The sequence below is a fragment of the Leptodesmis sp. genome, from assembly GCF_052746595.1.
Map to the genome: position 1 here is coordinate 35,370 of NZ_JBRAGO010000033.1, position 6,000 is coordinate 41,369.

General features: G+C 49.8%; 4 protein-coding genes and 1 pseudogene. 4 read left to right on the forward strand and 1 reads right to left on the reverse strand.

Translation table 11 applies throughout. The annotated features are described in order from the left end of the window. The first annotated feature begins 200 nt into the window (after positions 1-200). From ispG to ACUVQO_RS09580, 3 genes are all read left to right on the forward strand, one after another. Positions 201-1,424 carry a (E)-4-hydroxy-3-methylbut-2-enyl-diphosphate synthase gene (gene ispG / locus ACUVQO_RS09570; RefSeq protein WP_445925651.1) on the forward strand — a complete coding sequence of 408 codons (1,224 nt, stop codon included), beginning with the start codon at positions 201-203 and terminating at the stop codon, positions 1,422-1,424. 155 nt (positions 1,425-1,579) lie between these two features. Next, positions 1,580-2,953, forward strand: a complete 1,374-nt coding sequence (gene ctpC, locus ACUVQO_RS09575) for a carboxyl-terminal processing protease CtpC (protein WP_445925652.1) — start codon at positions 1,580-1,582, stop codon at positions 2,951-2,953. Positions 2,954-3,032: 79 nt separating this feature from the next. Continuing rightward, complete coding sequence (locus ACUVQO_RS09580; protein ID WP_233743470.1) at positions 3,033-3,740, forward strand: potassium channel family protein; 708 nt, start codon at positions 3,033-3,035, stop codon at positions 3,738-3,740. Here ACUVQO_RS09580 and ACUVQO_RS09585 read toward each other — a convergent pair. Next, positions 3,706-5,319: a cation:proton antiporter gene (locus ACUVQO_RS09585; protein WP_445925653.1), complete on the reverse strand. Its 1,614-nt coding sequence runs from the start codon at positions 5,317-5,319 to the stop codon at positions 3,706-3,708. The two genes, ACUVQO_RS09580 and ACUVQO_RS09585, sit on opposite strands and share 35 nt — an antisense overlap. Positions 5,320-5,795: 476 nt before the next feature. Here ACUVQO_RS09585 and ACUVQO_RS09590 point away from each other — a divergent pair. Further along, positions 5,796-6,000, forward strand: a pseudogene (locus ACUVQO_RS09590) (photosystem II q(b) protein); the annotation flags it as partial.

Here is a 6,000-nt window from a genome sequence, read left to right on the forward strand (position 1 = left end):
GAGTTTTCTACAGTTGAAAACCCTCCGCCCAGCTTGATCAACAAAACCTGCCCCTATCATTTGCGGGATTGCTGTTGGGGAGATTGCTTTACCGCGTTAATTTAAACCGTTCTTACCGCAAAGATGCCCCTTCTGTGGCAATCTGAGAAACAGCACTGTTAAAGATTCTGTATATTTAGCGGAAAACGGTTCCAACGGTCATGCAAACTCTGCCAAATCCTACCCTTTCTGCCTCTGCTTCTGCCTATGCAACCGATGGCACCATTCATCGCCGCAAAACCCGTCCAGTCAGAGTAGGGGATGTCATCGTCGGTGGTGGTCACCCGGTTGTTGTGCAATCGATGATCAATGAGGATACGCTGGATATTGATGGTTCTGTAGCCGCGATTCGCCGTCTGCATGAAATTGGCTGTGAGATTGTGCGTGTCACGGTTCCCAGTATGGCTCATGCGGCGGCAATGGCTGAAATTAAGCAAAGGCTATTGCAAACCTATCAGCCTGTACCTCTGGTCGCAGACGTGCATCATAACGGCATGAAAATTGCCCTGGAGGTCGCCAAGCACGTTGATAAAGTGCGGATCAATCCCGGACTGTATGTGTTTGAGAAACCCAGGAGCGATCGCACGGAATACACTCAGGAAGAGTTCGACGATATTGGGGAAAAAATTCGCCAGACCTTAAAACCCCTCGTTTTGTCTCTGAAAGAGCAAGGGAAAGGAATGCGGATTGGAGTCAACCACGGTTCCCTCGCCGAACGGATGCTATTCACCTACGGGGACACCCCTCAGGGAATGGTGGAATCAGCCCTAGAGTTTATTCGTATCTGCGAATCCCTGGATTTTCGGAATCTAGTCATTTCCATGAAAGCCTCGCGGGTTCCAGTGATGCTGGCTGCTTACCGACTCATGGCCCAGCGCATGGATGAATTGGGGATGGACTATCCCTTCCACCTCGGTGTAACCGAAGCTGGAGATGGTGAGTATGGCCGGATCAAATCCACCGCTGGAATTGCCACTCTGCTAGCGGAAGGCATTGGCGACACCATCCGGGTTTCCCTTACCGAAGCCCCAGAAAAGGAAATTCCTGTCTGCTATAGCATTCTGCAGGCTCTGGGACTCCGCAAAACAATGGTGGAATATGTCGCCTGTCCATCCTGTGGACGCACCCTGTTTAACCTGGAAGAAGTCTTGCACAAAGTTCGGGAAGCTACCAAGCACCTCACAGGCTTAGACATTGCTGTCATGGGATGTATTGTCAACGGGCCAGGAGAAATGGCGGATGCTGACTACGGGTATGTGGGTAAGCAAGCTGGCTACATCTCTCTCTATCGGGGACGGGAAGAAATCAAACGAGTACCAGAAGCAGAAGGGGTGCAGGAATTAATCAATCTGATTAAGGCGGATGGCCGCTGGGTAGATCCTTAACAAAACTACAGATGTCCCTAAAGTAGGTTTTGTAGGGAAGTGTTTCCTCCCGGTCAATTAAACACCACAAAACCTGCCTTTATTTGCCTGGTTCAGGTCATTTGGCTGTGCTAGATTGGGCATAATCTCTGTAGTCGCTCCTTGAGTTGTAAGACATGGCAATCAAAAAACGCGGGCTTGTCCTTAGTGCAACAGCCGTTGCAGTTTCGACCGTTGCAGTTGCAGCAACGGGATTGCACTTCTATCAGGGGCAGGTGTTTTTGCGTAGTCAATCGAAAGAAGTTGCAGCAGAGGAAGGATCATTGCAACCAATGGCGATGCTGTCTTTACAGTCTTTGTTTCGCCAAAGCCCAAAGGAATTAGTGGATGAAGTGTGGCAGATTATTGACCGGACGTATGTAGACGCAACCTTTAACCAGCAGGATTGGAAGAAAATTCGTACGGAATACTTGAGCCGATCGTACAAGGATTCTACAGAGGCGTACAAAGCAATCCGGGAGATGCTCAAAAAACTGGGCGACCCCTACACCCGCTTCATGGATCCCCAGGAATTCAAAAACATGCAGATTGACACCTCTGGTGAATTGACTGGTGTGGGAATTCAGTTAGCCGCTGATGAGAAAACCAAAAAACTGACGGTGATCGCTCCCATTGAAGATTCTCCAGCATTCGCAGCGGGTATCCAGGCCAAAGACATCATCCTCAAAATTGACGACAAAAGTACCGAGGGGATGGATGTGAATAAAGCTGTGACCCTGATTCGGGGACCAGTGGGAACCCAGGTAAAACTAACTGTCCTGCGAGGTGACAAACAACTGGAATTCAATATCAAACGGGCGCGGATTGAAATCCATCCGGTGCGGGCTAGTGAACGAACAGCCCCTCAAGGAAAAGTTGGCTATATCCGATTGGTGCAATTTAGCGCTAATGCCCCATCGGAGATGCAAGAGGCTATCAAAAAGTTTGAGAAGCAACAAGTCGCAGGTTACATTTTGGATCTACGGGGTAACCCAGGTGGTCTGCTTTATACCAGTGTGGATATTGCCCGGATGTGGCTGCCTAAGGGAGCGATTGTCTCAACCAAAAACCGTCAGGGTGAACAGGATCGGGAACAGGCTAATGGTCGTGTTCTGACCAATAAGCCGCTGGTTGTTCTAGTCGATGGTGGATCGGCAAGTGCCAGTGAAATTCTTTCTGGGGCGCTGCAAGACAACGGTAGAGCCACCTTGGTCGGTACTAAGACCTTTGGTAAGGGGCTGGTGCAATCGGTGCGATCGGTCGGTCGAGATTGTGGTCTGGCCGTGACGATCGCGAAATACTTTACCCCCAATGGGCGAGACATCAACAAACATGGCATTGACCCGGATGTGGTGGTGCAACTAACGGAAGCCCAGCGTAAAGACCTGAGCAGCAACCGTGACAAGGTTGGCACGCCCGAGGATCCCCAATTTGCCAAAGCCCTGGAGGTCTTAGGACAACGCATTGAAGCCTCTCGCCAGCAATCCCCTCAAGCTGACAGAAAATCTTAGCTAGAAAGGTTGGATTTTATACTGCAAACCAACCTACGCAAGCTCTAATTCTCAATTCATAATTTTTAATTCTTCCCTCATGTACGTCTTAATTGGCGGCGCTGGAATTATGGGTTTGCGGCTAGCCCAGCGTCTATTGGAAATGGGCCATACCGTTGCCGTGGTCGATCGCGATCCGGTGGCCTGTCAGTATGCCCGTGAAAAGATTGGCGTGATGGCCTTTGAAGGTAGTGCCGTCAGTACTACGGTTTTGCTAGAGGCTGGCATTCGCAAGGCGGACTCCGTGGTCGCGACCCTCACCAACGATGCCCTGAATCTGGCCCTAGTGACCCTATCCAAGCATTACGGAGTGCCGCATATTGTGGTACGCATGAGCGATCGGGACTATGCCGAACCCTATCGCATTGCTGGGGCCAGCCACCTGATCAGCACGATCGACCTAGCGGTTTCCACGATTGCCACAGCGATCGAATATCCCGAAGTGGAATCGATCATGCACTTTGAGCAGGGCCAGGTCGAGGTCTTGAAACTATCCGTTCCGGCAGATTGCTATGTAGCGGGTCGCACCGTGGCCCAAATTGCTCAGGATCCCCGATTTCCATCTGGCTCTTTGATCATTGGCTATCAACCCCATCCCCACATGGATTTGATCATTCCCAATGGCAACACCGTGTTGGAAGCTGGCTCTACGATCCTGATGGTCTCCAAGCCCGACCTGATGCATCAGGTGATTGATTTCCTGGGGCTGTGCGCTAGTCATCTTCCAACGATAGAAGTTTCTCATTGAGATCTTTGACGTAGCTCTGCACCAGCTCTTCCGATAGCACCCGTTTGCGGAGTGCTTCATTAACTGCACTTTTTTCGGCCAACAGGAGGCGGCGACGAATCGCATCCAGCTTACTTTGATTGGTTCCTCTGCTGGAGGTATGGGGCGATCGCTGACTGTAAAAGTCTCGCAAAGTTCGTTCCGAGGCGGCAATCCGTGCCTGGTATCCCGCCCGCATCTCTTCGTAAACTGACTTGGGTAAAACGCCCGTTTTCAACAAACTTTCCAGTTCATCCTGAGCGGCTTTCGAGGCAATTAATTGCAGTTGGAGCGCTTCGATCTTTTGGTGAGCTTCCGATATTCCGCTTAACCTCAGCCGTTTCACTAGCCAGGGCAGACTCACCCCCTGACCTACCAACGACACCAGTACCACCCCAAACACGAGGGTAATAATTTCCTCCCGTCCCTTGAGATTCCAGGGAATGGTCAACGCCAGAGCCATTGAAAGCGACCCTTTGATGTTGCCCAGGAACAAGACGTGCTGCCACCGTAAGGGAATGGGCCGATCGAAGAAACGCTGCAAAGCCAGTAACGGGTAGACCGATAAGGCCCGTCCAATCTGGTAAATCACGATCGTTAGCAGTACCGCAGGCAACGTTTGCCAGAGGGCACTGAGACTGACTTCTAACCCGATCAGGAGAAAAATGAAGGTATTGACTCCAAATCCGGCATATTCCCAGAAACTGAGCAGCGTTACCTGAGTTGTTGCTGAAGCGCTCCGGGTCAGCCCAACGTTGCCAATCACCAGGCCAGCTACGACTACCGCTACTGCCCCAGAAACCCCCGCTAAATAGCTTAACTGATTCGCTCCCAGCGCCACTGCAACAGTCAACAGAATATTCGTTAAAGCATCATCGGACTGGCGAAACAAACCCACACAGAGATAACCTAATCCCAATCCCACCAGGGTTCCGCCCAGCACCACGATCGCCAACTGCTGAATCGCACCAATAGGGGTAAGAGAGCCTCCTAAATAGGCCACAATCAAGCTGAATAGCACCAGAGCCATCCCATCGTTGAATAAACTCTCTCCTTCCACGACCGTAATCAGACGGGCCGGAACCGCTACCTCCTTAAAGACGGCAATCACCGATACGGTATCCGTAATGGCCAGAATGACTCCGGCAAACAGGGCAGGAATCCAACCAAATCCCAACCCAGCTTTGATCAGAGTGCCAGTAATTCCGGCAGCAATCAGTACACCAGGCCCCGCTAACAGGGCGATCGGTTTTACCGTACTGCGAAGACGGCTGATATCGGTATTAATTGCGGCCTCGAAAATCAGAATCGGCAGAAATAAATTCAAAATCAGCGATGGATCTAACCCAACTCGTTTAGGCAAGAACTCAGCGATCGCTAATCCAGCAATCACCAGCCCGGTAACATAGGGAATTCTCAGCCAACGGGTCAGGAGAGCTACGGCAGTTGCCACCAGCAGCAGAATAATCACGACAGTAACCAGATCGACGACCTCGTCAGGTTCCTGCGGCACAGCGATCAGGAAGGCGGACAAAGTTTCCAGCATTGGAAATTGGGGCATAGAGAATGGCAACAAGTGAAGCAAAAGACAACCAGCCTTGAAATAATTAGCAACAAAATCGTTTTTATTTGTATCATTTTTTTACGATTAGCCTGTGTCTCTTGAAGACAAGTAAATTAACCAGTTTTTACTGTAAGTCTTAAAAGGTAAGGGTTGAGGGAATTAGCGATCGCAGATCCCTATCAACCTGTCAATCACCTAATGTAAACAAAAGTAAAATGACTACTGCCTTAAACCCTACTATCTTTCGTAAATTCTTTCGTAAATTGTTGCTATAAAGTTGATATCTCAGGCTTTTAGAGATTGATCTTTTTATTAAGCAATATTTAAGTGTAGGCAAGAAAAGTTAACAGAAATCACTAGAAAAATGAATATAGATTTCATAGTATGAGGACGGGTAAATGTATGTTCATTTCCCTCATTCATACTGGCCTTTCAGGTCAAACTGTTGTTAATTAGCAATCATCATTACCGTTATGACCACAACGATTCAAAGACGCGAATCAGGAAGCGCCTGGGATCGGTTTTGTGAGTGGATTACCAGCACCAACAACCGCCTGTACGTGGGCTGGTTCGGTGTGCTCATGATCCCCACTCTCTTAACTGCAACCACTTGCTTCATCATTGCCTTCATCGCGGCTCCCCCCGTGGATATCGATGGGATTCGGGAACCCGTGGCAG

What these genes read in the sequence shown, in the direction of transcription:
- ispG (WP_445925651.1), top strand. Translation starts at nt 201, where the DNA reads ATGCAAACTCTGCCAAATCCTACCCTTTCTGCCTCTGCTTCTGCCTAT.
- ctpC (WP_445925652.1), top strand. Translation starts at nt 1,580, where the DNA reads ATGGCAATCAAAAAACGCGGGCTTGTCCTTAGTGCAACAGCCGTTGCA.
- ACUVQO_RS09580 (WP_233743470.1), top strand. Translation starts at nt 3,033, where the DNA reads ATGTACGTCTTAATTGGCGGCGCTGGAATTATGGGTTTGCGGCTAGCC.
- ACUVQO_RS09585 (WP_445925653.1), bottom strand. Translation starts at nt 5,319, where the DNA reads ATGCCCCAATTTCCAATGCTGGAAACTTTGTCCGCCTTCCTGATCGCT.